Source organism: Stenotrophomonas sp. SMYL86, from assembly GCF_036320025.1.
Taxonomy (GTDB): Bacteria; Pseudomonadota; Gammaproteobacteria; order Xanthomonadales; family Xanthomonadaceae; genus Stenotrophomonas; species Stenotrophomonas maltophilia_A.
Window position 1 is genome coordinate 125,007 of record NZ_JAWIRU010000001.1, and the last position, 21,569, is coordinate 146,575.

The 21,569-nt window shown below is 68.0% G+C and carries 24 protein-coding genes; 14 read left to right on the forward strand and 10 right to left on the reverse strand.

Annotation, left to right across the window (positions count from 1 at the left end; all coding sequences use genetic code 11):
- Positions 1–3 precede the first annotated feature (3 nt).
- The 6 genes from V3B64_RS00575 to V3B64_RS00600 all read left to right on the forward strand — a co-directional run bounded on the left by V3B64_RS00575 (position 4) and on the right by V3B64_RS00600 (position 5,588).
- The gene (locus V3B64_RS00575) at positions 4–1,335 is read left to right on the forward strand and encodes a nitrate/nitrite transporter (protein ID WP_329913338.1); all 1,332 of its coding nucleotides are present in this window, start codon (positions 4–6) and stop codon (positions 1,333–1,335) included.
- 142 nt (positions 1,336–1,477) lie between these two features.
- Positions 1,478–2,692 (forward strand): coproporphyrinogen III oxidase, encoded by a 1,215-nt coding sequence (locus V3B64_RS00580; protein ID WP_329913339.1) that lies wholly within the window; start codon positions 1,478–1,480, stop codon positions 2,690–2,692.
- Positions 2,693–2,703: 11 nt separating this feature from the next.
- Positions 2,704–3,480 carry a helix-turn-helix domain-containing protein gene (locus tag V3B64_RS00585; protein ID WP_012511268.1) on the forward strand — a complete coding sequence of 259 codons (777 nt, stop codon included), beginning with the start codon at positions 2,704–2,706 and terminating at the stop codon, positions 3,478–3,480.
- Positions 3,481–3,499: 19 nt separating this feature from the next.
- Positions 3,500–4,243 carry a molybdate ABC transporter substrate-binding protein gene (gene modA, locus V3B64_RS00590; RefSeq protein WP_329913340.1) on the forward strand — a complete coding sequence of 248 codons (744 nt, stop codon included), beginning with the start codon at positions 3,500–3,502 and terminating at the stop codon, positions 4,241–4,243.
- 3 nt (positions 4,244–4,246) lie between these two features.
- Entirely contained in the window at positions 4,247–4,930 is a 684-nt protein-coding gene (gene modB, locus V3B64_RS00595; protein WP_006371078.1) for a molybdate ABC transporter permease subunit, read from the forward strand.
- Positions 4,920–5,588, forward strand: coding sequence for an ATP-binding cassette domain-containing protein (locus V3B64_RS00600; RefSeq protein ID WP_329913341.1), 669 nt, complete (start codon positions 4,920–4,922; stop codon positions 5,586–5,588). The genes modB and V3B64_RS00600 overlap by 11 nt, the downstream gene beginning before the upstream one ends.
- A gap of 444 nt (positions 5,589–6,032) precedes the next feature.
- Here the strand turns inward: V3B64_RS00600 and V3B64_RS00605 are convergent, their stop codons facing one another.
- From V3B64_RS00605 to V3B64_RS00630, 6 genes are read right to left on the reverse strand one after another with little or no spacing between them, the layout of a single operon-like run.
- On the reverse strand, positions 6,033–6,833 hold the full coding sequence (locus tag V3B64_RS00605) for a class I SAM-dependent methyltransferase (RefSeq protein WP_329913342.1): 801 nt from the start codon (positions 6,831–6,833) through the stop codon (positions 6,033–6,035).
- A complete protein-coding gene (locus V3B64_RS00610; RefSeq protein ID WP_329913343.1) occupies positions 6,830–7,606 on the reverse strand; it encodes an ABC transporter ATP-binding protein in 777 nt (258 codons plus the stop codon). Before V3B64_RS00610 ends, V3B64_RS00605 begins: the two co-directional genes overlap by 4 nt.
- The gene (locus V3B64_RS00615; RefSeq protein ID WP_329913344.1) at positions 7,603–8,616 is read right to left on the reverse strand and encodes an iron ABC transporter permease; all 1,014 of its coding nucleotides are present in this window, start codon (positions 8,614–8,616) and stop codon (positions 7,603–7,605) included. The genes V3B64_RS00610 and V3B64_RS00615 overlap by 4 nt, the downstream gene beginning before the upstream one ends.
- A gap of 2 nt (positions 8,617–8,618) precedes the next feature.
- Positions 8,619–9,656, reverse strand: a complete 1,038-nt coding sequence (locus V3B64_RS00620) for an ABC transporter substrate-binding protein (protein WP_329913345.1) — start codon at positions 9,654–9,656, stop codon at positions 8,619–8,621.
- Positions 9,653–10,195 (reverse strand): DUF2478 domain-containing protein, encoded by a 543-nt coding sequence (locus V3B64_RS00625; RefSeq protein WP_329913346.1) that lies wholly within the window; start codon positions 10,193–10,195, stop codon positions 9,653–9,655. Before V3B64_RS00625 ends, V3B64_RS00620 begins: the two co-directional genes overlap by 4 nt.
- Positions 10,196–10,197: 2 nt before the next feature.
- On the reverse strand, positions 10,198–12,180 hold the full coding sequence (locus tag V3B64_RS00630; RefSeq protein WP_329913347.1) for a TonB-dependent receptor: 1,983 nt from the start codon (positions 12,178–12,180) through the stop codon (positions 10,198–10,200).
- A 182-nt stretch (positions 12,181–12,362) separates the two neighbouring features.
- On the opposite strand from V3B64_RS00630, the gene V3B64_RS00635 reads away from it, so the two are divergent.
- Complete coding sequence (locus V3B64_RS00635; RefSeq protein WP_329913348.1) at positions 12,363–13,169, forward strand: TOBE domain-containing protein; 807 nt, start codon at positions 12,363–12,365, stop codon at positions 13,167–13,169.
- A 107-nt stretch (positions 13,170–13,276) separates the two neighbouring features.
- Here V3B64_RS00635 and V3B64_RS00640 read toward each other — a convergent pair whose 3' ends face one another.
- The 4 genes from V3B64_RS00640 to V3B64_RS00655 form a co-directional block, all read right to left on the reverse strand.
- Positions 13,277–14,806, reverse strand: a complete 1,530-nt coding sequence (locus tag V3B64_RS00640) for a sulfite reductase flavoprotein subunit alpha (RefSeq protein WP_329913349.1) — start codon at positions 14,804–14,806, stop codon at positions 13,277–13,279.
- On the reverse strand, positions 14,803–15,231 hold the full coding sequence (locus V3B64_RS00645) for a PAS domain-containing protein (protein ID WP_329913350.1): 429 nt from the start codon (positions 15,229–15,231) through the stop codon (positions 14,803–14,805). Before V3B64_RS00645 ends, V3B64_RS00640 begins: the two co-directional genes overlap by 4 nt.
- A gap of 152 nt (positions 15,232–15,383) precedes the next feature.
- Positions 15,384–15,698: an AzlD family protein gene (locus tag V3B64_RS00650; RefSeq protein WP_032128129.1), complete on the reverse strand. Its 315-nt coding sequence runs from the start codon at positions 15,696–15,698 to the stop codon at positions 15,384–15,386.
- Positions 15,695–16,426: an AzlC family ABC transporter permease gene (locus tag V3B64_RS00655; RefSeq protein WP_014037422.1), complete on the reverse strand. Its 732-nt coding sequence runs from the start codon at positions 16,424–16,426 to the stop codon at positions 15,695–15,697. The genes V3B64_RS00650 and V3B64_RS00655 overlap by 4 nt, the downstream gene beginning before the upstream one ends.
- Before the next feature lie 127 nt (positions 16,427–16,553).
- Here V3B64_RS00655 and V3B64_RS00660 point away from each other — a divergent pair, with 127 nt between their 5' ends.
- The 7 genes from V3B64_RS00660 to gspG all read left to right on the forward strand — a co-directional run bounded on the left by V3B64_RS00660 (position 16,554) and on the right by gspG (position 21,563).
- Entirely contained in the window at positions 16,554–17,018 is a 465-nt protein-coding gene (locus tag V3B64_RS00660; protein ID WP_005413654.1) for an Lrp/AsnC family transcriptional regulator, read from the forward strand.
- A gap of 457 nt (positions 17,019–17,475) precedes the next feature.
- Positions 17,476–18,156 (forward strand): TonB-dependent receptor, encoded by a 681-nt coding sequence (locus V3B64_RS00665; RefSeq protein ID WP_329913351.1) that lies wholly within the window; start codon positions 17,476–17,478, stop codon positions 18,154–18,156.
- 16 nt (positions 18,157–18,172) lie between these two features.
- Positions 18,173–18,703 (forward strand): sigma-70 family RNA polymerase sigma factor, encoded by a 531-nt coding sequence (locus tag V3B64_RS00670; RefSeq protein ID WP_032128154.1) that lies wholly within the window; start codon positions 18,173–18,175, stop codon positions 18,701–18,703.
- Between the two features lie 69 nt (positions 18,704–18,772).
- Positions 18,773–19,753 (forward strand): DUF4880 domain-containing protein, encoded by a 981-nt coding sequence (locus tag V3B64_RS00675; RefSeq protein ID WP_329913352.1) that lies wholly within the window; start codon positions 18,773–18,775, stop codon positions 19,751–19,753.
- A 58-nt stretch (positions 19,754–19,811) separates the two neighbouring features.
- On the forward strand, positions 19,812–20,363 hold the full coding sequence (locus tag V3B64_RS00680; RefSeq protein ID WP_032128125.1) for a hypothetical protein: 552 nt from the start codon (positions 19,812–19,814) through the stop codon (positions 20,361–20,363).
- 120 nt (positions 20,364–20,483) lie between these two features.
- Entirely contained in the window at positions 20,484–21,068 is a 585-nt protein-coding gene (locus V3B64_RS00685) for a hypothetical protein (protein ID WP_329913353.1), read from the forward strand.
- A 57-nt stretch (positions 21,069–21,125) separates the two neighbouring features.
- On the forward strand, positions 21,126–21,563 hold the full coding sequence (gene gspG, locus V3B64_RS00690; RefSeq protein ID WP_110712520.1) for a type II secretion system major pseudopilin GspG: 438 nt from the start codon (positions 21,126–21,128) through the stop codon (positions 21,561–21,563).
- The last annotated feature ends 6 nt before the right edge of the window (positions 21,564–21,569 follow it).

The window sequence follows — 21,569 nt, forward strand, 5'->3', positions numbered from 1 at the left end:
CCCATGAACCAGGCCCTTGCCCCCGCCAGTGCCGGGCAGCAGCAGCGTGCGCTGTGGCTGAGCACGTTCGCCTTCACTGTGTGCTTTGCGGTGTGGATGATCTTCTCGATCATCGGCATCCAGATCAGCGAACAGCTCGGATTGAGCGACACCCAGTTCGGGCTGTTGATCGCCACGCCGGTACTGACCGGCTCGGTCAGCCGCGTGTTCCTTGGCATCTGGTCCGACCAGTTCGGTGGCCGCAAGGTGATGGTGCTGGTGATGCTGTGTGGCGCCGTGGCCACCTGGATGCTGACCTACGCGCAGACCTACACCCAGTTCCTGATCGCCGCGCTGTGCGTGGGCATCGCCGGCGGCAACTTCTCGGTGGGCGTGGCCTACGTATCGAAGTGGTTCCCGGCCAGCAAGCAGGGCACTGCGCTGGGCATCTTCGGTGCCGGCAACATCGGCTCGGCGGTGACCAAGCTGCTGGCGCCGCTGGTGATGGTGGCCGCCGGCTGGACCATGGTCGCCAAGGTCTGGGCGGTCGCGCTGGCCGTCACGGCGGTGTTGTTCTTCCTCCTCAGCAAGGAAGACCCCTCGCTGGAGCAGCGTCGCCGCGAGGGCGTGAAGCCGGTGCCGTTCGCCGAGCAGATGGCGCCGCTGAAAAACCTGCAGGTGTGGCGGTTCTCGCTGTACTACTTCTTCGTGTTCGGCGGTTTCGTGGCGTTGGCGCTGTGGCTGCCGCACTACCTGGTGGGCGCCTACGGCATGGACGTGGGCCACGCCGGCATGCTGGCGGCGTGCTACTCGATCCCGGCCAGTCTGTTCCGCGTGGTCGGGGGCTGGATGTCGGACCGGATGGGGGCGCGCCGGGTGATGTACTGGACCTTCGGCGTGTCGGCCATCTGCACCTTCCTGCTGGCCTACCCGGACACCGAGTACGTGGTGAAGGGCATCCATGGCCCAATCCACTTCCATCTGGCCATCGGTGTGGTGATGTTCACCGTGCTGGTGTTCGTGCTGGGCTTCTTCATGTCACTGGGCAAGGCCGCGGTCTACAAGCACATTCCGGTGTACTACCCGCAGCACGTGGGTGCGGTGGGCGGTGTGGTCGGCATGATCGGCGGCCTGGGTGGCTTCATCCTGCCGATCGTGTTCGGGGCATTGAACGATGCGGTGGGCATCTGGAGCAGCTGCTTCATGCTGCTGTTCGTGCTGGTGGCGGCTGCACTGGCGTGGATGCACTTTGCGATCCGTCGCATGGAACGCCGTCACTTCCCGCAGATCGACCGCGAGACCGACCTGCCCGAAGCCATCGATGCGGCCGCCGCCGAGCGGGTGCGCGGCAGGTGAAGGGGGTTGCTGGCCAGCGGCCGGCACTACCGGGTAGCGGGCGAAAGGGTAGTGCCGGCCGCTGGCCGGCATGAACCGACCGATGCGCCACGCTTGATTTCAATCAGGGCCACGCGAAGAGGAACACCCGAAGATGTGTGCCATGAGCTTCCACGTCGATGAGAGTGAGGACACTGCGCTGCAGGCGGCATTGCTGCGGCAGCCCCGGCACGTGCTGTTTCCGCCGGCTGACCAGTTCAGCACCGGCTTTGGCGAAAGCGGCTGGCGCGCCGCCGTGCGCGCCAGCAACGAGCACCTGATTCCGCGTGGGTTGACGCTCGGCTTTCAGGCCGGTCGGGGTGGTCGCGATGTGCCGCCGCAGGCGTATCTGGACACCTTGCTGCTGGCCCTGCAGCTGCAGGCCGATGCCCTGGCCGAGGACCGCGAAGTCGTGGCGATGGTGTTGCAGCTGGGCTTGGCCGAGACCTTGCCACCACCCCAGCTGGGCCAGCTGCTGGATGCGGTGCCGCAGCACCTGCGCACGGTGGCGCGCCCGCAGGTGGAGGTGCGGCTGGACGCCGGCAGCGCGCTGTCACCGGCGCAGCTGCGCGCGGTGGGTTGCACCCGCCTGAACGTGATCGACCGTGCCGATGCGCCGGGGCCGACCCTGCTGGCACAGGCGCGGCAGGTCGGCTTCACCGCGCGCTACTACCAGCTTCGGGTACCTGGGTCTGAGGATGTGGGTTTCATCGAGCGCCTGCACGAAGTGCTGGCCGAAGCACCCGAGCGCATCCTGCTGCCGGCACCGTGCGCGCTGCCGCAGCGTCCGTCGGCAGCGCATTGGCTACAGGCCTGGCGCCTGCTGCGCGATGCCGGCTACGAGCCGATCGGTGGCGATCACTATCAACGCGGCGACCTGCCGAACCCGCATGGGCCCGGTGACGGCCAGCGCCATTGTGACCTGGCCGGCGTGCCACGCCGCGACCGCAGCGATTTCATCGGGCTTGGCCTGTCCGCCTGCAGCCAGATCGGCGAGGTGTTCTACCGCCTGGAGGATGAGTTGGGCGAATGGCGGGAGCGATTGCAGTCCGGTCACATGGGTGTGGCCGCGGGCTTGATCCTGTCCGAGGACGAGCGGATGGCGGCCGAGGTGGCACAGAGCATCGCCTGCGACCATGCCCTCGATGCGGCCGCCTTCGAGTGGCGTAATGATGAACCATTCGAGGAATGCTTCGCCGAACAGCTGCCGGCGCTGTCGCCGTTGCTGGCGCGCGGCTGGGCGCAGTGGGATGCACGTGTGCTGCGGCTGGCCGAAGAAGGGCGGTTGCTGTGGCGTATGATGGCCGCATGCTTCCGGCCGGCGGCCGCCATCGCTTGAGTCCTGCCCCGATGTCTTCAACTCCGCCTTCCCAGGGTCGCCTCGGCCGGGCCACGCCGAACCCCGCCGCCGCCGATGATGGCGACGCGCTGCACTTCTGCAGTACCTGTGCATTTTCCGATGCCTGCATGTCGCAGGGTTATGACAAGACCGCGCTGGGCGATCTGCACGTCCTGGTCGACCACGTTGGCCCGTTCCATGCGGGTGACTACATCTTCCGCGCTGGCGAATCGTTCGATTCGATTGCTGCGGTGCGCGCCGGTATGGTCAAGACCTTCGTCGATGACAGCCAGGGCAACGAGCAGGTGCTGGGCTTCAGCCTGCCGGGCGAAGTGATCGGCCTCAATGCGATCCACGGTTCGCGCTTCCCCTGCAATGCGGTGGCGCTGGACACCGTGCACCTGTGCCGCATCTCGTTCCCCAAGCTGAGCCTGCTGGCCACACGCATGCCGGGGCTGCAGGCCAAGCTGTTCAGCCTGCTCAGTGCGGAGATCGGCAAGGTCGCCACGCTGGCCGCGAATCACCGTACCGAAGAGCGCATGGCGGCGTTCCTGCTGGACATGTCCGAGCGTTACGCGCGGCGCGGTTTTTCCGCCACGCGCTTCAACCTGACCATGGCGCGTACCGAGATCGCCAACTACCTGCGGATGGCGCCGGAAACCGCCAGCCGCGTGCTGCGCCGCCTGAGCGATGATGGGATCATCGCGGTGAAGCAGCGCGAGATCCTGCTGCTGCAGCCCGAGCGCCTGGCGGCGCTGGCGGTGGCTGACGAATCCGATCCGAACTGAACCTGGCCGGGAGCCGACGATGAAACGCGCTGGACTGTTGTTGCTGGGACTGCTGGCCACGCTGCCAGCCTGGGCGGCCGAGCTGACGGTGTCGGCGGCATCGAGCCTGACCGAGAGCTTCCGCGAACTCGGCGCCGCCTATGAGAAGGCGCACCCGGGAACCAAGGTCGATTTCAACTTCGCCGCCTCAGGCGTGCTGCTGCAGCAGATCAGTCGTGGCGCGCCGGTGGACGTGTTCGCCTCGGCCGATGAAACCACGATGGACCAGGCCCAGCAGCAGGACCTGCTGGCGGCGGGCACCCGCGAGGTATTCGCGGTGAACGCGCTGTGGGTGGTGGTGCCGCCGCAGGCCAAGGTCGCGCCGCGTAGCTTGAAGGACCTGACCGGTGCCGGCGTGCAGCGCATCGCACTGGGCAACCCGGACAGCGTGCCGGTCGGTCGCTACGCCAAGGGCGCGCTGGAAGCGGCGGGCCTGTGGCCGTCGGTGCAGGGCAGGGTCATCACCACCCAGAACGTGCGCCAGTCGCTGGACTACGTGGCGCGTGGTGAAGTGGATGCCGGCTTCGTCTATGCCACCGATGCGCAGGCGATGCCCGACCGCGTGCGCCGCGCTTTCGCGGTGCCTGTGGCGGGGCGCATTGCCTATCCGCTGGCGGTGACCAAGGCCAGTACGCAACCGGCTGAAGCCAAGCGCTTCACCGCCTTCGTGCGTTCGGCACAGGGCCAGGCGATCCTGGCCAGGCACGGGTTCGGCAAGCCCTGAGGCATGGATCTCGACTGGAGCGCGCTGGGGTTGTCGCTGAAGGTGGCCGGTTGGGCCACCGCGATCAATCTGGTGCTGGGCGTGGCACTGGGCGCGCTGTTGGCGCGGCGGCGATTTCCCGGCCGCGAGCTGCTGGATTCGCTGCTGACCCTGCCGATGGTGTTGCCGCCAACAGTGCTGGGCTATTACCTGCTGGTGCTGATCGGCCGTAACGGACCGATCGGCGCGTGGCTGCAGTCGTGGTTTGGCATCAACCTGGTGTTTACCTGGCAGGCTGCAGTGATCGCCGCCGCAGTGGCCTCGCTGCCGCTGGTGTTCAAGCCGGCACGCGCGGCGTTCGAGGAAGTGGACGGACAGCTGGAACAGGCCGCACGTACGCTCGGTGTGTCCGAAGCGGCGGTGTTCTTCCGCATCACGCTGCCGCTGGCCTGGCGCGGCATCCTCGCCGGCCTGCTGCTGGCCTTCGCGCGCGCGATGGGCGAGTTTGGCGCCACCCTGATGGTGGCCGGCAGCATTCCGGGCCGCACGCAGACGTTGTCGATCGCCATCTACGAAGCGGTGCAGGCCGGTCAGGACGGTAAGGCCAATGCGCTGGTGATCCTGACCTCGGTGGTGTGCATCGTGATCCTGCTGCTGGCCGCACGGCTGGTGGGCGGGCGTCGCCGGGAGCTGCGTGATGTGGCTTGACCTGCAGGTGCAGCGCCGACTGCAGGCGGCCAGCCAGGATTTCATGCTGGACGTAGCTTTGCAGTGCACGCAGCGGCAGGTAGTGCTGTTCGGCCCCTCGGGCGCCGGCAAGAGCCTGACCCTGAAGGCGGTGGCCGGGCTGCTGCGGCCGGGCCAGGGCCACGTGCGCCTGCAGGGGCAGACCTTGTTTGACGCGGCGGCCGGCGTGGACCTGCCGCCGCAGCGCCGCCGGCTGGGCTACGTGTTCCAGGATTACGCGCTGTTCCCGCACCTGAGCGTGCGCCAGAACGTGGCGTTCGGTCTGCAGAAGGGCTGGTTGAATCCGCGGGCTGGCCAGCGCTTCGATGCGGTGGAGCAGTGGCTGCACGCATTCCGCATCGACACGGTCGGTGATCTTCTACCGTCGCAGGTCTCCGGTGGCCAGCGCCAGCGCACTGCACTGGCACGCGCCCTGGTGACGCAGCCGCAGGCGCTGCTGCTGGATGAGCCGTTCTCCGCGCTGGACCATGATCTGCGCCAGCACCTGCGCCAGGAGCTTGAGACCGTGCTGGACAAGACTGGTATTCCGTTGCTGTTGATCAGCCACGACCCGCAGGATGTGGCCATGTTCGGCCAGCAGGTAGCACGCGTGGTGGATGGTCGCATCGTCGGCGATTGACCCGCGATGGACGCACTGGCGATGAATGGCTACTTCTGATGGTAGTGCCGGCCGCTGGCCAGCAACCATGGAATCCGGAGCAGCCGGCCAGCGGCCGGCCCTACCGGTTCAGGAGTTCCGCGACGCTCAGGCGATGAATGGTTGCATCTGATGGTAGTGCCGGCCGCTGGCCGGCAACCACGGAATCTGGGGCAGCCGGCCTGCGGCCGGCTCTACCGGTTCAGGGGTTCAGCGACGCACAGGCGAGGGTTGACTACAGCTGATGGTAGTGCCGGCCGCTGGCCGGCAACCATGGAATCCGGAGCAGCCGGTCAGCGGCCGGCTCTACCGGTTCAGGGGTTCAGCGACGCTCAGGCGATGAATGGCTACATCTGATGGTAGTGCCGGCCGCTGGCCGGCAACCATGGAATCCGGGGCAGCCGGCCAGCGGCCGGCTCTACCGGTTTAACCGTTCGTCGCCCACTGGATGAACGCCCAGCGTCGCGTTGGCGCCATGCCGAATCGATGCTGGGGTGAGCGGGCATGCCATGCGTGCACGCGTGCTTCCTCATCCGCATCCAGCGCACCGAACAGTTCCACTGCCTGGCGCACCAGGCCATCGGCATCCTGTGCGACATCACGCACTGATTCGGGCAGGTAGTCGACCTGCGGCTCGCGCCCCATGTCCAGCAGCATGTTGATCGGGTAGCGATGGTCGGGCATCGGCACCCAGTCACGGCCAAGCAACTCGGCCAGCTCCGGTACGCCGGCCCGGGGGCCAGTAGCGAAGGTGATGCAGGCGCGCTGGCGGGCGTGCGCATCCAGCCTGCGCAGCGCGGCCTCCAGATCCGGCACCATCAACGAGCGCGAGGCAATCGCAAGATCGCAACGCGGCACGTCGCGCCAGTCATCGGTCCACGACAGTGCCCACGGTGTGATGTTGCCGATGCCGTCGCGGGTGATCGCGGCGCGCAGTCCGTCGAGCATGCCGGTGCTGTAGTCGAGCGCGTGCACATGGCCCACCTGTGCGGCAACCGGCAGGCTCAGCAGGCCGGGGCCACAGCCGACATCCAGCACCGTGGCCACGCCACTGAGATCAAGCCGGTCGAGGAATGCCTCGCTGTAGTCATCGTGGCGCCGCTTCCAGCTGGACTGTGCGGCACGCGTATCCCAGGCACTGGCCGGCTTGGCTTGGAAACCACAGGCCTGCAGATGTTGGCGGTAGCGTGCGCTGTGGTCGATCGGGGTCGGTAGGGGGGTACTCATAGTGGCGTTCCAGAAGCGGGCAGGGCGGCGGCGACGCGTGCGGCATCGACGCCATACAGGGTGGCGAGGCGCTCGGGCGTTGCGACCTCGCGGGCAGGACCGAGCACCTGCAGGCTGCCAGCGGACATCAACGCGATGCGATCAGCCACCTGCAGCGCGTGCTGCGGTTGATGGGTGGACAGCAGCACGCCGATGCCACGGTCGGCCAGGCGGCGCACGGTGTCGAGGATGCGCAGCTGGTTGCCAAAGTCGAGGCTCGCGGTGGGCTCATCCATCACCAGCAGTTGCGCCTGCTGGGCCAGTGCGCGCGCAATCAGCACCAGCTGGCGCTCACCACCACTGAGCGTAGTGACGGTGCGTTCGGCCAGCGCCTGCAGGCCCAGTTCGCACAGGCAGTCATCGGCGATGGCCTCGTCGGCGCGGCCAGGTGCGGACAGCAGGCCCAGGTGCGCGGCGCGGCCCATGGCCACCACCTCGCGCACGCGCCAGGCGAAGGGCAGTGGCGCGGCCTGCGGTACGTACGCCATGCGGCGGGCACGGGCGGCGCGATCATGCGCGCGCAGCGGCGTGCCCTGCAGGTCCACTTCGCCGCATACGGCAGGCAGCAGGCCGAGCAGGGTGCGGAACAGGGTGGTCTTGCCACAGCCGTTCGGACCAAGCAGGCACAGCACCTCGCCGGGCTGCACCGACAGTGCAAACTGCGCGCCCAGTGCCACGCCGGCATAGCCGATGACCAGACCACGGGCTTCCAGAAGCGGGGCCGCCGCATTCATGGGCGACGCTCGCTGCGTGCCAGCACCAGCAGGAAACACGGCACGCCGACGAAGGCGGTGAGGATGCCGAGTGGCAGTTCGATCGGCGCCAGGGTGCGTGCCAGTGTATCGGCGGCGAGCAGGAAGCTGGCACCGAGCAGCAGGCTGGCCGGCAGCAGGCGGCGGAAATCAGCGCCGACCAGCAGCCGAGCGATATGCGGAACCACCAACCCGACCCAGCCGATGATGCCGGCCAGTGACACCGCCGCGGCGGTGCATAGCGTAGCGGCGGCGATCAGCGTCCAGCGCAGCGGGGTGACCGCCACGCCCAGCGCGCTGGCCTCTTCATCACCCAGGCCGAGCAGGTTCACCCGCCAGCGTAGCAGCACCAGCGGCAACAGCCCGATCAGCAGCAATGGCGCGGTGACCTTGAGGTCGTCGATGACCACCGCGTTCAAGCCACCCAGCAGCCAGAAGGTGATCGACGGCAGCTGCGTGTACGGATCGGCCAGCAGCTTCAGCAAGGAGATGCCGGCACCGAGCAGCGCCGACACCGCGACGCCGGCCAGCACCAGCACCAGGACCGGATCGTGCCGCCGTACCAGCGCTGCCACCAGGCAGACCAGGCCCACTGCGCTCAACCCGCCCGCAAACGCAATGCCCTGCACCAGCAGCATCGGTAGACCGAGGAACAGGCCCAGCGAAGCACCCAGACCGGCGCCGGCGGAGACGCCGAGGATGTCCGGCGACACCAGTGGATTGCGGAACATGGCCTGGTAGGCCGCGCCGGCTGCCGACAGTACCGCGCCGATCAGCATGGCGGCGAGCACGCGTGGCAGGCGGATGTGCCAGAGCGCGGCCTGCACTGCAGGCGGGCTGGGTTCGCCGATGCCGAACAGCTGCCAGCCGATGGCATGCAGCAGCGCCGCCGGGCGCACTGGGAACTGACCGACCGAGAACGCCAGCAACAGCATTGCCAGCAACAGGCTCCAGCCACCGGTATGCCAGGCCCAACGTGGAAGCGTGCGCATGCTCAGACGTTCGCATCCAGGCTGCGTGCCAGCGCGGCGGGCAGTGGCTGGCCCCACAGCAGCTGATGCAGCGCGCCGATGCGCGCGTGGAGTGCGGCGGGTGCCAGCGCGGGCGCCGCACCGGGATGCAGCCTGGACAGCAGCCACGGCAGGCCGGGCAGGCGGTTGACACCGGGCGGACCATCCAGCCATCCGAATGGCAATACCGGCGCGCAGTGCAGGCGACGCTCTCGCACGGCACGCAAGGCGCGCCAGCGCGGGTCCTCTGTTGCACGAGCAGCGAACCCGGCATCCTGGGTCAGGATCACGTCCGGATCCCAGGCCAGCAGTTGCTCGAACGACACGCGGGCGAGGCCGCCGGCACCGGCGCTGGCGGCCACGTTGCGGCCGCCACAGAACTCGATGACTTCGGTGTTGATCGAACCGGACAGTCCACTTTCCAGGCCGTCGCTGCCACGCCCGTAATACACCGTGGGCCGTGTCGCAGCGGGACGTGTCGCCAGCACCTCACGTACCAGTGCCAGCTGCGCCTCGGCCGCCTGGGCCAGCGCTTCGCCGCGTGCGGCAACGCCCAGCAGCCTGCCGACGTGGCGCAGCTGCGCCGGATGATCGGGCAGGCGGCCGGCAATCAGCTCGAACGGAATCGCGGTCTGCTTCCAGACCCTCTCGGCAGAGTCGCGGTAATTGGCATCGAAGTCACCGGCATCCAGCACCAGGTCCGGCTGCATTGCCAGCAGGCGTTCAAGGCTGACCGTGCTGCCGCGCTCGGCCAGGCGACCGACCACCGGCAGCGTGCGCAGCGACGCCGGCAGCTGCGCCAGTGCCTCGGGCGATACCTTCATCGGCCAACCGAGCAGGCGTTCGGGTGCCACCGCGGCAAGCAGTACCGCAGCCGGCGGACCGGCAGCGAACACGCGCTTGGGCGTGGCCTTGGGCGCACCCAGCCGCAGCACGCGCTGCGCCGGCATCGCCAGCAGCTTGGCATTGGCAACCAGCAACGGTGCCAGCGCGAATGCCTGCAGCAGGGCGCGCCGCCTCATGCGGCGGCCTCCGGTGCGGTGCGGCAGGCATCCCACCAGGCCTGCAACGCCGCGTCATCGGCAGGCAGCTCGACGGCCATGCCGCCGGTGAACTGGCGCCACGCGTCGAGGTAGGGCAGCTTCACCGCAGTCAACAACGGGATGCCGGCCAGCATCAGCGCCAGCAGCTCATCGGCCATGCCGCCCCCTTCCGATTCCAGCGTGCCGAAACGGTTGGCAATGGCCAGCGCGGCGTGGTCCTGCAACGCGCGGCGCAGCACCACGCTGGCATCGGCGATGCCGCCCGGGTCCAGGTTGCAGCCACAGGAGGCCGGGCCCAGCGCCTGGCTGATCGGATAACGCGAACCGGGATCGGTCACGTCCATCAGTGCCATGCGCTTGTTGCCGTTGGCGGTGGGTTCGTGCGGCAGGTGCACCAGCCCGCGCACGCGGTGGCCGGCGGCCAGCTGGCGTGCGGCGAACGCGGCCAGCAGGGCATCGGGCTCGCCGCTGTGGTCATGCACGATGGCCGCGATGCGTGGTGGCTGTGTGGCGCTCATGCTCAGAACCTCCAGTTGGCATTGGCGAACCAGGTGCGGCCCGGCATCGGGTAGCCGTCGGCCAGTTCGTACCATTTGTCACCGATGTTGCGCACGCCGAGGTCGAAATCCCAGGCGTCGCGCGGGCTCCAGCTGGCCTTCAGGCCGGTGATGCCATAGCCGGGCAGCTCGCGTACCGGGCGTGCGGCATCGGCGTAGCTGACCCTGCGGCCCTGTTCGGCTTCCAGCGTGGCCTGCAGCTTCAACTGCGGCAGCAGCTGCCAGCCCACCGCCATGAACAGCCGTTGGCGCGGACTGTCGAGCAGGGCCACGCTGCGGTCTTCCAGGTTGGTGCGGCGCAGCCAGGTGTAGCTGGTCTGCACGTCCCAGTCGTCGCCGATGCGCTGGCGCAGGCCCAGTTCCACGCCCTGGTGGCGGGCCTTGCCGATGTTCTGCGCCTGGTTGCAGGTGCTGCCGCCGCATTCGCGCGAGGCCACCACGGCGTTCTGGATCAGGTCATCGATGCGGCTCTGGAACAGCGCCGCCTGCAGCTGGCCGCCCTCCCACCAGCGGCCACGCAGGCCCACTTCGAAGTGGGTCGCATGCTCGGCCTTCAGGTCCGGATTGGGCAGGGCTGAACCCATGCGCGCGGAATAGCGGTCCTTGATGGTCGGGAAACGCGTACGCCGCGCGGCGCTTGCGTACCACTGCTGGTCAGGTGCCAGCTGCTGCACGTACTCCAGCACGGCGTTGGTGGCATCGGTGCTGCCGGTCGGCCAGAAGTACACGCGCTTGGCATCGCGGCGGTCATGGCCGATACCCACGCGCAGGTGCGAGGTGTCGGTCAGCGCGATGCGGTCCTCGATCGCCACCGAGGCGGTGACATCACGGAAGTCCTTGGGCGGCGAGTGCGGGTTGCGCTCGCTGTGCTGGTCTTCCTTGTAGTGGATCGCGAACTGCAGTTCCTGGCGCGGCAGCGCCGTCGTGGCCAGGGTCACCGAGCCGCCCACGGCGCGGTCATCGTAGATGCTGGGGAAGCTGCTGTTGTCCATCGCCACCTGGTAGCTGCCGTCGGTGTAGGCATCCAGGCCGTTGCCATAGGTATCGCGGTAGACGCGGGTGCGCAGCGTGGTGTGCTCGCCCAGCCGGGTGTTGCCGATGAAGTACAGGCTGTCCTTGTCCCACCACGGCCAGCGCCAGTAGCGGATGCCGCTGCGCGCGGTGCCGGTGTAGACCGGGTTGTCCTTCTCGCCGTCCTGGCGCGCGTAGCCGATTGCGTACTCGTCGCCTTCGCGCGGGGTGTAGCCCAGCTTGAACGACAGCCGGCGGTCGTCGCGCGAGGCGTTGCGCCGGTCCCTGCCGGTGTCGGTGGGCACGCGCTTGTAGTCGACGAAGCCCTTCGGCAGCGGGAACTCATCGGCCTTCAGGATCGACGCACCGAGCTGGAAGTACCAGTCGCCACGACGACCGCCGAGATTGACCGCCGCCTTGCGCTCGCCGCCATCGGCGATGCCCAGCCGCACATCGCCTTCCAGCGGGCGCTCGGGGCGGCGGCTGATCAGATTGATCGCACCACCGAGGATGTTTGGCCCGTACAGCAGCGAGGCGCCGCCGCTGGCGACCTGGATCTCGGCCAGGTCGAAGGTGGTGAAACGGCCGAAGTCCACGTAGCCGTCATAGGGCACGTACAGCGGAATGCCATCGAGGAACACCGGCACCTGGCGCGCATCGAAGCCGCGCAGGTAGACCATGTCCTCGTTGCGCGAGTTGCGCGCCAGGCTCACGCCCGGCAATACGCTGACCGCATCACCGACCGTGTTGCGGTCGAGCTGCTGGATGCGTTCGGCGTCGAGGCTGCGTTCGGCCACGGTGGGCGACGTGCCGCGCTCGGCATGCACGTCGATCGTGCCCAGGCTGAACACCGGCGGCGAGGCCGTGTCGGCCGCGGTGGCGGCAAGCGGGAGCAGCAGGGCGGACAGGGGTAGAACGAAACGACAGGTACGCATCCTCGCGAGTCCTCGGGTTCGTTATATCCAAGATGATATAACGGTTGGCAGGGGTCAACTTGATGACCGACCCGGGGATTCTCGGCGCTGGCCGGCAAGGCCACCTTGATCGATATCAAGCCCGGGGCAGGGCGGCCACGCCGTACACTGGGCGCTCGCGCGAACGCAGGGATCGAAGCACGATGAGTGAGGCCGAGCCGCCGTTGGAGCTGCAGGGCAACCTGTGGCTGAGCATTGCCGGGCAGAGCGTGGGTGGCCGCGGACGCTTCGCGCTGCTGGGCCTGATCGATGCGTGTGGCTCGATCAGCCAGGCCGCCAAGCGCATGGGCATGACCTACAAGAACGCCTGGGACGCGGTGGACGCGATGAACACCGCGGCCGGCGAACCGCTGGTCGCGCGCAGCGTGGGCGGCCGTGGTGGTGGCGGTGCACGACTGACCGGGCGCGGCCACCAGCTGATCGCCCGTTTCGAGGAGGTCGAGCGCGCGCACCGTACGTTCCTGCAGTCGTTGCAGGCCACCCCCGGGCTGGACGAGGACCTGGCCCTGATCCGGAGAATTGGCATGATTACCAGTGCACGCAACCAGTTCCATGGCCGGGTCAGCGCGCTGGCCACCGGTGCGGTGAATGATGAAGTGCAGATCGAAGTGGCACCGGGCCTGGCGCTGGTGGCCACCATCACCCATGGCAGCGTGGAGTCGCTGGGGCTGGCGGTGGGCGTGCCGGCCTATGCGCTGGTGAAAGCCTCGTCGGTGATCGTGGCGCAGGGCGAGGATGCGCGCTACTCGACGCGCAACCAGTTCGCCGGCACGGTGGAGCGGATCACCGAGGGTGCGGTGAATGACGAGGTGGTGGTGGACATCGGCCATGGCTGCAGCGTGGTGGCGGTGATCACCTGCGGCAGTACCGCAGCGCTGGAACTACGCGAAGGCAGCACGGCAACAGTACTGTTCAAGGCGTCGAGCGTTATCGTGGGCGTGCCGATGTAGAGCGGTCTGGTAGTGCCGGCCGCTGGCCGGCAGCTTCATGGTGCGAAGCGCAGCCGGCCAGCGGCCGGCTCTACCCTTCCCGCGGTCGCGCACTCCACTGGAATGGATCAATACAGCTCGCAGTGCGTGCGGCCTTCACCCCGCAGCGCGTCCCAGCGCCCTTCACCACCGATGGCATCGATGGCCTCGCGCACCGCGCTTTCCAGGTGGCTCTTGTTGCCGCACAGGTACAGATGCCCACCGCGGGCCAGTACATCGCGCACGTCATCGCCGCGCTGCTGCAGCACATGCTGCACATAGACCTTTTCGGCGCCGTCGCGCGAGAATGCAGTATGCAGGCCGGCCAGCACGCCTCGCGTGTGCCAGTCCTGCAGCTGTTCGCGGTACAGGTAATCGTGCTGGCTGTGCTTCTCGCCGAACACCAGGTGCACTTCGCGCGCGCAGGCGCTGGCCTGCAGCTCCTGCATCAGCCCCATCAACGGTGCGATGCCGGTGCCGGTGCCGACCAGCAACAGGGGGGCTTCGCCGGTATCGGGCAGATGGAAGCCGGGGTTGGAGCGGCAGTACACACGGGCATGGTCGCCACCGTGCAGCAGGCTGCCGGTGGCTGTGCCAACGCGCTCGCGGCCGCGCAGGGTGTAGCGTACTTCGCGCACGCACAGGCTCAGCTGGTCGTTGCAGGGGTGCGAGGCAATCGAATAGGCGCGCGGCAGGCGCGGTGACAGCAGCTCGTGCAGGCGGGCCAGCGGCACGCTGTCCGGGGTAGCGTGGTCCTGCAGCACGTCCAGCACGTCCAGCCCGTGCAGGTAGGCTTCCAGCTCGCGTTTCTGGCTGACCTTCAGCAGGCCCTTCAGCACCTCGCTGCCGCCGAGCCTGGCCAGTTCGCGCAGCACGCCCTTGCTCAGCAGGCGCAGCTCGCGGTCATGCAGGGCGGTCACGGCGGCAGTGTCGCCATACCAGGTGGCCAATGCCTGCAGCAGGGCAGGGTCGTTCTCGGGTACTACATGCAGGGTGTCGCCCGCGCGGTACGCCATGCCACTGCCGGCAATGTCCAGCTGCAGGTGCCAGGCGGCCGGGTCGCTGCTGTTCAAGCGGCGGCGTTCGAGAATGGGGGCGGCAAAGGCGTTGTCTTCGCCATAGGCAGTGACCTGCAGGTGCAGGTCCTGGCCAGCGTTCGCGTCGCCATCCAGCACCTGGCCCAGCACCGGCTGCCATTGCTGGAAGAACTGCTCGTAGCCCAGGTCGGCATCGACGCGATGCAGCAATGGCTGCGCCTGGCGCTCGCTCAGCGCCGCATCCAGTGCCTTGGTGAAGCCGCAGAAGCTGGGGTAGCCGGTGTCGCCGAGGCCGAACACTGCATAGCGCAGGCCGCTCAGTGTCGGAGTCTGGCGCAGGGTTTCAAAGAATTGTTCGCCGTTGGCCGGCGGTTCGCCGTCACCGAAGGAACTGGAGATCGCCAGCAGCACATCGCCGTGGCCGAGGCTGGCTACGTCGATGTCGTTGAACGGAAGCACCTGCGGCGCGTGCGGCTGCAGGTCCGCGCCCAGGCGCTGGGCCAGGGCGCGGGCATTGCCCGACTCGGACGCGAAACCCACCAGCAGGCGGCTGAAGGGCGTACTGGTCGGGAGGGCGTTCACGCGGCCTCGTAGAAGTCGTCGAACTTTTCCTTGCTGAACTCGACCAGGTCGTAGTTCTGCATCAGGTCGTTCACCACGCGGCGGATGCTGATATACGAGGTGATGCTGCCGTCGGCGTCGAACAGCGGTTGCACGGTGGTGTCGACCACGTAGAGCACGCCACCCTTGCCGAGGTTGGGCACGATGCCGGTCCAGGTCTTGCCAGCCTTGATGGTGTCCCACATGTCCTTGTAGACCGCCTTGGGCACATCCGGATGGCGCACGATGCTGTGCGGCTGGCCGATCAGCTCCTCGCGGGCGAAGCCGGTGAGCGCGCAGAACAGGTCATTGGCGTAGGTGATGTTGCCCTGCAGGTCGGTGGTGGAGATCACCATGACGTTCTGCATGGCATTCAGCAGCTGGGCGTTGTCGGGTGTGTAGCTCATCGCAGGGTCCTTGTGGATGCCGGTAACGCCGGCGTGTTCGGGTCCTGCATAGAAATACGCCCGCACGGCGGCGGGCGGTTTGACATTGATCAAGCGGGTGGCGGGATCGACTGCGACCGGGTGTCGCAGGGAGAACAGGAACGGCGAGCGCGTCAGCCCATCAGATAGCGCAGTACACCCGCCGAGACCACGCCGATCAGCACGGTCGGCAGCATCGACAGCCGCGTGGCGGCCAGCAGGGTGATCGCCAGCGCGGCGAGGTCGGCGGGCTTGTCGGCGACGAAGTCGGGCGCGATCACCGAGATCAGCACGCAGCCCGGCGCGGCTTCCATCACCGTCACTGCGCGCTTGCTCAGCGTGCGGTTGCGCAGCGCGAGGAAGCCGATGATGCGGGTCAGGTAGGTGGCAGCGGCCATCAGCACGATGGTCAGCACCGAGGTCCAGTGGATCAGTCCGTTGAAGATCATGCCGCGTCCTCCGCCAGCAGCCAGGCTGCGGCCAGGCCGGCCAGCGCGCCGCTGGCCACGTACCAGGCGCCGGGAACCAGCAGGTAGGTGGCCGCGGCCACCACCAGGCTGACCAGCCACGGACGCGCTGCTTTCATGCCCTGCCACATGCCGCGCAGCAGCACCAGGAACACGGCCGGGAAGGCCATGTCGAAGCCGTAGGCGTGGATGTCGCCCAGCATCGGCCCAACGATCGCGCCCAGCGCGGTGCAGGCGACCCAGACCGTATACAGGCCTGCCGACACGCCCAGGTAATAGGCCAGGCTGAAGCCGAGCGCACGGCGGCGCGCATCGGCCACGCCCATCGCCCAGCTCTCGTCGCACATGAAGAACAGTGCCGGCAGCACGCGGCGGCGCGGCAGGTGCTGCAGCAGCGGGGCCAGGCTGGCGCCCATCAGCAGGTGGCGGCTGTTGACCAGCGCGGTGATCGCCACGATCAGCGCGATATGCGGCGGCGAGGTCCACAGTTCGACGGCGGCGAACTCCGAGCCGCCGGCGAAGTTGAGGCCGGTCATCAGCGGCACTTCCAGGGCGCTGAGGCCTTTCTGGGCGGCCTGGGCGCCGAGCACCAGGGCAAAGGGAATGAAGCCGATCATCACCGGCACGGCAGCGCGCAGTCCGCGCAGGAATTCGGCACGCGGCGCGGTATCGCAGGTGTCGGGCAGGGGGAGGGTGGTACGGGCGTCCATGGAACGGCACAACGAGGTGGGGGTGGCCCATGCTAGCGGTCCAATCGCGAAATCGGGTTGCGTTGATGCCATTCGATTCGGGAATATTGAGATTCCATGCGGCCAAGGTCGCCAAAGGTGAAATCCCGTGCAGTATCAGCTCGACAACCTCGATCGCCGCATCCTCGATGCCCTGCAGCGTGACGGACGGCTGCAGAACCTGGAGCTGGCCCGGCTGGTGGGCCTTTCGCCCTCGGCCTGCCTGCGGCGGGTGCGGCTGCTGGAGGAGGGCGGCTACATCGACCGCTACGTGGCCCTGCTGAATGAGGCGAAGGTGGGTCGTGGCTTCACGGTGTTCGTGCGAGTGTGGCTGCGCGGGCAGGACGAGGACACCACCAACCACTTCATCAACAGCATCAAGTCGTTCCCGGAAGTGCTTGAATGCCATCTGATGGCCGGTGACTGCGATTTCCTGCTGCGGGTGGCGGTGGCCGATCTGGATGCCTACCGGCAGTTCCAGATGCAGCACCTGAACCGGATCGCCGGGGTGCAGAACACCAAGACCGAGATCCCGATGCAGCGGATCAAGCAGACGACCCAGTTGCCGCTTTGAGGGATGGGGTTTGCGGCCGGGTTGCACCCGGCACCCGCAGAGGCAACGGCCGAAGCAACTGCAACGGCGATGTTCCCAGGGCGGCGGGGCGGTGTGGCCAGGCAGGACACGCCGTAGACCCATCCATGGGGGCTCGATGGCGCCATCCATGGCGCCAACGGTCCTGCCTGCCCACACCGCCCCGCGCCTGACAGTTCCCCGCGACCTGTCGGGGTCGGATCCCGTTGCTGTGCAACGGGCTCTGACCCCACGCCTGGAGGATATGGTCTGTTCGATTCCTTGATGCCTGATCCGTGACTGGCTCCAGGAAGGCTGGCCCGACGGTCGGCCGTGGGCGGCGGTCATCGCAATGACATGTGCCCCCGGTACGGTTTGAGCCCGCTTGCTGGTCGCGCGCGGGCCGGGGTTCCGGTCGTGGCGCGCGTCCACTGCAGCTGCTGTCGCTGCCGAGGGTCATGTGTTCTACGTCAGGGGGCTGAATGGACACCATGCGGTCAGAACTTGGAAGGTGGCCATCGCCGCATGGCTGCTGCTGTCCTTTGCCGCTGTGGCGCAGGACGGTGTTCATGCCTACGACATCCCTGCGCAGCCGCTGGAGCAGGCGGTCGAGCGCTTCAGCGTCATCAGCGGGTGGTCGGTGATGTACCCGGGCGATCTTGCCGCCGGCCGTAGCAGCCATGCGCTGCGCGCCAGCCTTGCGCCGCTGCCTGCCTTGCAGATGCTGCTGCAGGATTCCGGTATCGAGGCCGAGGTGATCGGCGAGCAGCGCGTGGTGCTGCGCCGGGGCACGCCCGCGGCAGCCGAACCCGGTATTGGCGCCGAGCTCCCGGATGCCGAACGTCGGCGTCGCTACGGCGGCCTGCAGCAGCGGCTGCGTGCGGCGTTCTGTGACGACCCCGAGATCGCGCCCGGCCGCTATGCCGCAACGCTGCGCTTCCGCGTCGACGGCGAGGGCCAGGTGCATGCGCCCGAGCTGCTCTCAGGCAGTGGCAGCGCCCGCCGCGATGCGCGCCTGCTGCAGGCGCTGCAGGGCCTGGTGCTGGCGCGCGATGCCGCCGCGCTGCCGCAGCCGGTGACCCTGCAGATCCGACCTTCCGGCACCGACCACGACTGTGGCCGGCGCGCGCCCCTTCCATGACTTCAAGGATTCGAACATGAGCAACGGTACGGCTGGGGCAGTTGACCTGATGGACCACCTTCTGGGGGCCTACGACGAGCTGAAGCGCCGCCTGGTGCGCAAGCTGGGCTCGGAGGAGCTGGCCGGCGATGCGCTGCAGGACACCTGGATGCGCCTGAGTGCGCGCCGTGACCGCCTGGATGCCGTGCAGAATCCCGCGGCCTACCTGTTGCGCATGGCGATGAACACGGTGATCGACCGCCAGCGTGCCGACCACCGCCTGCTGAGCCTGGAAGAGGTGGATACGCTGATGGAGATGGCCGACCCTGCACCGGGCCCGGCGCAGGCGGCCGAACTGGATTTCGCGCTGGAAGACATGGTCGGCCTGCTGCAGCGCATGCCCGAGCGCCGACGCCGCATCCTGCTGGCGATCCGCGTCGATGGCCTGCAGCAGCGCGACGTCGCCGACCAGCTGGGCGTGTCGCTGCGGCTTGTGCAGCGCGAGCTGAAAGCGGCCCAGGACTACCTGGCCGAGCGCAGTGGACAGGGGCGTCAGGTGCGGTTCTGAGCGACGGCATCCGTCTACACTTTGACGCCGAGCAGAACCCCGCAGCGTGCGGGTCCGGCATGAGCCCCCATGGATCCTGACGATCGCCCGCAACGCCCGCTGGATGCCGTCGAGCGTCAGGCCCACGCGTGGGTGGTGCGGCTGACTTCGGGCGAGGCAACCGCCGCCGATGGGCGCAGGTTCCGTGAGTGGTGCGAGGCTGATCCGCGTCATCGCGAAGCATTCGGCCGTGCGCGCCGGCAATGGGAGCAGGTACGCCTGGCGGGCGAACAGCTGCCCCCCGCTGCGCGCCAGCCGGTCGCGCCGACGCCGGCCCAGCGCTGGAGCCGGCGCGCCTTCCTGGGCGCCGCGATTGCCGCACCGGCCAGCCTGGTGGTGGTGGCGGCGATCCGCCCGCCGCTGGGGCTGTGGCCCTCGGTGACGGCGATGGCGGCCGATTTCCACACCGGCACCGGTGAACGGCTGCAGATCGCGCCCTTGCCGCAGCTGAAGATCGAACTGGATACACAGAGCAGCCTGCGCCGTCGTTCGGACACGCTAGGCGAAGGCTTCGAGCTGGTGCAGGGCCAGGCCGCGATCGAAACCCAGGCAGGCCTGCGCCTCGCCCTGTTCGCGGGGCCGGGCTGCGTGATCGCCGATGAAGGTGCGGTGAGCCTGGACGTCCGCAACACTCACGGCCAGGTACGGGTGACCTGCCTGCAGGGCAGCGCCCGCATCGAGCACCCGCAGGGCCGCCTGCAGCTGCAGGCGGGCCAGCAGACCCAATACGACGAGCGCCTCAGTGGCGTGGTGGCCGAAGCCCTGGCCTCGGAAGTGAGCGCCTGGACCGAGGGTATGCTGGTGTTCCGTCGCGCTCCATTGCGCGAGGTGGTGGATGAAATCAACCGCTACCGCCGCGGCAAGGTGCTGCTGGGCGAATCGGCATTGGCGCGGGCCCCGGTCAGCGGTCGCTTCCGCATCGATGATCCGGACGCGGCGCTGGAGCAGCTGCGACTGACGATGTCGCTGGATCTGCGTCGCTTTCCGGGTGGCATTGCCGTCCTTGGTTAGATGAAGACGCTGGCCGTGCGCGCCGTGCAGGGCTGTTGCAAGCAAGGAGACGCCAAGGATGCGCAACGAGACCATCGGTGTGCTGGATCTGCGCCGCAATCTGTCGGCGTTGCTGGAAACCACGCAGCGACGGCCCTTGATGGTGCATCGCTATGGATCGCCGTGGGTGTGCGTGGTCTCCGATGCGCAATGGCAGCAACAGGCCGTTCTGCTGGACTTCGATCCGCAGTCGCACCCGTTGGCGATGCTGCTGCGGCTGCAGCAGCAGGTGCTGCCCCTCGCTGAGGCCGGCACGCTGCCGCCTGCGGCGATGGCGCGCGTGCTGCTGCTGATGGGCATGCACGGCATCGACGATCTCGTGCAACTGCACGAGCAGGTACAGCATCATCGTCTTTGGCACTGGTTCGTGGCCGGCAGCCATGGCGTGATGGATGGCTGGCAGCTGCCAGCGCTGCGTGTTGCGATGGCGTCATGGTGCGATGACGTGGATATGTCCAATGCGCTGGCAACGTTCGCCGCACGCAGCGATGTGGCGATACTGGCGCGCCGTTGCGGGGGCGAAGCGCCGCGACTGGAGCGCGAAGCCTGCAGGCAGATGACGCTGCGATGACGTAGCTGATGAAGCGCCACGCAGCGCACAGAGACGCATTCGCGTTGTCGCTTCACCTGCCTTGCTGACGTCTTCTCCAGAGTACGACGCACCACGCGTCGCGGAGCACGGGCGGCGCCGATGGCAGACAGTCGCAGGATCAGCATGCTGGAGCTGGATCGTCACCTGAGCCAGTCGCTGGAACAGGCAAGGCATACGCCCGTGAACGTGCAGCGCTATGGGCACTCGTGGGTCTGGGTACTGTCCAGTGACGCCTGGGCCGATGCGGCGCGCTGGGCGGCACTGGACAGCAGCGCGCATCCGCTGGCGGCGTTGCGGCGCGCCCTCGCTCTGCAGCTGCGGCCCTGGCCCGAAGCGGCCATGAACGCGCTGCCGCTTGACGCGGGCGATGTGCGGCAGCTGCAACGTGCGGCGTTGCTGGTGGTCGTGCGTGATCTCACCAGTGCGCAGCGCGTGTACGACGATCTGCGCTACCACCAGGCCTACCGGATGTTCATCGGCCTCGACCATGGCACCGCGTGGTCGCCGATGCAGTGCGTGCGCCTGCTGCAGGCCTGCGCGCACCCGTTGCTGCGCGGCTGCATCGACGATGCGCTGGCCAGCGTGCCGCAGCACCTGTTCGAGTCTGCATGTGCCCCGGCTACACGTGTTGCGCCTGCACAGGCACGCGCGCAGCGAATAGCAGGCGGATGTTTATCGTACTGACACATGCACCGCTGACCATGGCGCAGCGGTCTCTTCCAGGATGACGAGGGCGGAACAATGGCAAGGCAGGTGGGTGGTCGCAGGGCTCGGCAGCAGGGCTTCAGCCTGATCGAGATCATGGTGGTGGTGGTGATCATCGGCATTCTCGCGGCATTGATCGTGCCGCGGTTGATGGACCGTCCCGACCAGGCGCGCGTGGTGGCGGCGCGCCAGGACATCGCGGCGCTGATGCAGGCATTGAAGTTGTTCAAGCTGGACAACGGTCGCTATCCCAGCGCCGAACAGGGCCTGCAGGCGCTGGTGAAGCCGCCGCAGGGCGGCGGTGCGATGCCGGTGACACCGTATCTGGATCGCCTGCCGAATGACCCATGGGGCCATCCGTACCAGTACCAGATTCCCGGAACCCATGGCGACATCGATGTGTTCTCGCTGGGTGCGGACAGCAAGCCCGGTGGCGACGCCGGGAACGCGGACATCGGCTCCTGGCAGCTGTGAGGCGTG

Coding starts and splice junctions, on each gene's coding strand:
- V3B64_RS00630 (WP_329913347.1), bottom strand. CDS start 12,180: ATGCGTACCTGTCGTTTCGTTCTACCCCTGTCCGCCCTGCTGCTCCCG.
- V3B64_RS00645 (WP_329913350.1), bottom strand. CDS start 15,231: ATGAGCTACACACCCGACAACGCCCAGCTGCTGAATGCCATGCAGAAC.
- V3B64_RS00600 (WP_329913341.1), top strand. CDS start 4,920: ATGTGGCTTGACCTGCAGGTGCAGCGCCGACTGCAGGCGGCCAGCCAG.
- V3B64_RS00650 (WP_032128129.1), bottom strand. CDS start 15,698: ATGATCTTCAACGGACTGATCCACTGGACCTCGGTGCTGACCATCGTG.
- V3B64_RS00680 (WP_032128125.1), top strand. CDS start 19,812: ATGCGCAACGAGACCATCGGTGTGCTGGATCTGCGCCGCAATCTGTCG.
- gspG (WP_110712520.1), top strand. CDS start 21,126: ATGGCAAGGCAGGTGGGTGGTCGCAGGGCTCGGCAGCAGGGCTTCAGC.
- V3B64_RS00585 (WP_012511268.1), top strand. CDS start 2,704: ATGTCTTCAACTCCGCCTTCCCAGGGTCGCCTCGGCCGGGCCACGCCG.
- modB (WP_006371078.1), top strand. CDS start 4,247: ATGGATCTCGACTGGAGCGCGCTGGGGTTGTCGCTGAAGGTGGCCGGT.
- V3B64_RS00605 (WP_329913342.1), bottom strand. CDS start 6,833: ATGAGTACCCCCCTACCGACCCCGATCGACCACAGCGCACGCTACCGC.
- V3B64_RS00580 (WP_329913339.1), top strand. CDS start 1,478: ATGAGCTTCCACGTCGATGAGAGTGAGGACACTGCGCTGCAGGCGGCA.
- modA (WP_329913340.1), top strand. CDS start 3,500: ATGAAACGCGCTGGACTGTTGTTGCTGGGACTGCTGGCCACGCTGCCA.
- V3B64_RS00635 (WP_329913348.1), top strand. CDS start 12,363: ATGAGTGAGGCCGAGCCGCCGTTGGAGCTGCAGGGCAACCTGTGGCTG.
- V3B64_RS00685 (WP_329913353.1), top strand. CDS start 20,484: ATGGCAGACAGTCGCAGGATCAGCATGCTGGAGCTGGATCGTCACCTG.
- V3B64_RS00615 (WP_329913344.1), bottom strand. CDS start 8,616: ATGCGCACGCTTCCACGTTGGGCCTGGCATACCGGTGGCTGGAGCCTG.
- V3B64_RS00655 (WP_014037422.1), bottom strand. CDS start 16,426: ATGGACGCCCGTACCACCCTCCCCCTGCCCGACACCTGCGATACCGCG.
- V3B64_RS00625 (WP_329913346.1), bottom strand. CDS start 10,195: ATGAGCGCCACACAGCCACCACGCATCGCGGCCATCGTGCATGACCAC.
- V3B64_RS00575 (WP_329913338.1), top strand. CDS start 4: ATGAACCAGGCCCTTGCCCCCGCCAGTGCCGGGCAGCAGCAGCGTGCG.
- V3B64_RS00620 (WP_329913345.1), bottom strand. CDS start 9,656: ATGAGGCGGCGCGCCCTGCTGCAGGCATTCGCGCTGGCACCGTTGCTG.
- V3B64_RS00610 (WP_329913343.1), bottom strand. CDS start 7,606: ATGAATGCGGCGGCCCCGCTTCTGGAAGCCCGTGGTCTGGTCATCGGC.
- V3B64_RS00675 (WP_329913352.1), top strand. CDS start 18,773: ATGGATCCTGACGATCGCCCGCAACGCCCGCTGGATGCCGTCGAGCGT.
- V3B64_RS00670 (WP_032128154.1), top strand. CDS start 18,173: ATGAGCAACGGTACGGCTGGGGCAGTTGACCTGATGGACCACCTTCTG.